This window comes from Lachnoanaerobaculum saburreum DSM 3986 (genome assembly GCF_000185385.1).
GTDB classification, from domain to species: domain Bacteria; phylum Bacillota; class Clostridia; order Lachnospirales; family Lachnospiraceae; genus Lachnoanaerobaculum; species Lachnoanaerobaculum saburreum.
Genome location: NZ_GL622302.1, coordinates 1 through 1,810, shown reverse-complemented (window position 1 = coordinate 1,810; position 1,810 = coordinate 1). Strand labels below are relative to the sequence as shown.

Sequence of the window (1,810 nt, the reverse complement as noted above, 5' to 3'; positions counted from 1 at the left end):
AGCAGAGCGAAGTTCGAATTTAGAAAAATAATACACCTCATCGAATGAAATGAGATGACGGTGTTACCAAGCATTTTTTACTTAGAGAGCACAAGCGAAGCGAAGTGCGAGCTTAGTAAAAAAGTTCACCTAAAACGAACGAAGTGAAGTTTTATGGTGTTACCATATATTAAACAAAGTGAGTTTTATGGTATTACCTTATAAAGGTTTAAGTAGGGGTTGTGAGTACTGTTTAGTTTTACATTATTTTCTTAGTGAAGCAAGCAAAAGCGAAGTTTTAGGTTGGAAAATAATTACATATTGTCTAATGTAATGAGACAATATTGTAGCTTTGTTTGAAGTTAAAACTAAAAATAAATTTAGCGGTGTTGATGCGTCTGGGGGACACACCCGTTCTCATCCCGAACACGATGGTTAAGACTCAGTCGGCCGATGGTACTATACCGGAAACAGTATGGGAGAGTAGGTGGATGCCGCTTTATTAAATGATTTCAATGTCTTTAATATATAGGAGGGGATGTATGGGTGAGCAGTTTGGAAACTTGTTCAGACAATATCCATGGCAGGTGGTTTGCCTTGTTTCGTTATTGTTTATAATCGGACAGGGAGCTATAATTTACTTAGCCAAGAAGTATAATTGGTCACTTAGAATAAGACCTGTACAAATCCTTATGTTTGTTGTGTTGTTCTTTATATCATTGTATATGATAATCACAGGACAGACGACAATGTAAATGAGGGCTTATAGCTCAGCCGGTTAGAGCGCACGCCTGATAAGCGTGAGGTCGGTGGTTCGAGTCCACTTAAGCCCATGCATATTTTTCTTAATGAGAACGAGCAAAGCGAAGTTCGAATTTAGAAAAATAGCACACCTCATCGAGCAAAGCGAGATGATGGTGTTACCAAAAAAATCTTAGTGAAGACGAGCGAAGCGAAGTCTGAGGTTAGAAAACAAGCACACCTTGTGTAGCGAAGCAATGGTGTTACCTTAATAATTCTTAATGAGAACGAGCGAAGTGAAGTTCGAATTTAGAAAAATAGCATACATAGACTATATCATATTCCTTTGGAGAGGATGAGAGATATTGAAGTTCGAATCTTTAAGTCTATCTGGCTTATGAAAAGTAAGCCAATAATGTACCTTGAAAACTGCATACCAAACGAGAAATTATATAAATATTTTATAATTAGACATCCGAGGTATTAATTGCGAAAGTAGTTAATATTTAATGCATTATTTACTTAATGAAAACGAGCGTAAGCTTGTTTCAAATCATAGTAAATAAGTAGTTCTTCATATGATGAATGAAGTGAGTGTGAAGAACACCAAAAAAATAAATTTTAAACATGTATGATACACGCTAGTGTCATACAAACACTAAATCTAAATGATTTAAGAGGTTAAACATAAAGAGCGTAGGGTGGATGCCTAGGCACTGACAGCCGAAGAAAGACGTGACAAGCTGCGAAAAGCTGCGGGGAGAAGCACATATTCAGTGATCCGCAGATGTCTGAATGGGGAAGCCCGCTTGGGTAAACTCCAAGCATCTGTACGCCAATACATAACGTACAGAAGGGAACCCGGTGAACTGAAACATCTAAGTAGCCGGAGGAAAAGAAAACAACAGTGATTGCGAAAGTAGCGGCGAGCGAAATCGTAAAAGCCCAAACCGCGGTGCGTGCACTGCGGGGTAGAGGACTGCAATACGAGTAAGATATATTACCTGAACCGTTTTGGAAAAGCGGGCCAAAGAGCGTGAGAGCCGTGTAAGGGAAAATATATTGAATCAAGCAGTATCCGGAGTACCAT

1 protein-coding gene, 1 tRNA gene and 2 rRNA genes are annotated in these 1,810 nt (G+C 38.7%); all 4 read left to right on the top strand.

Features of this window, described 5'->3' with window-relative positions; translation table 11 throughout:
* Nucleotides 1-361 precede the first annotated feature (361 nt).
* Nucleotides 362-479: ribosomal RNA gene (gene rrf / locus HMPREF0381_RS14035) — 5S ribosomal RNA — on the top strand.
* A 42-nt stretch (nt 480-521) separates the two neighbouring features.
* Nucleotides 522-734 (top strand): hypothetical protein, encoded by a 213-nt coding sequence (locus HMPREF0381_RS14030; protein ID WP_008752675.1) that lies wholly within the window; start codon nt 522-524, stop codon nt 732-734.
* A 4-nt stretch (nt 735-738) separates the two neighbouring features.
* Nucleotides 739-812 (top strand) — tRNA-Ile (locus HMPREF0381_RS14025).
* Between the two features lie 586 nt (nt 813-1,398).
* Nucleotides 1,399-1,810, top strand: a 23S ribosomal RNA gene (locus HMPREF0381_RS15210); the annotation flags it as partial.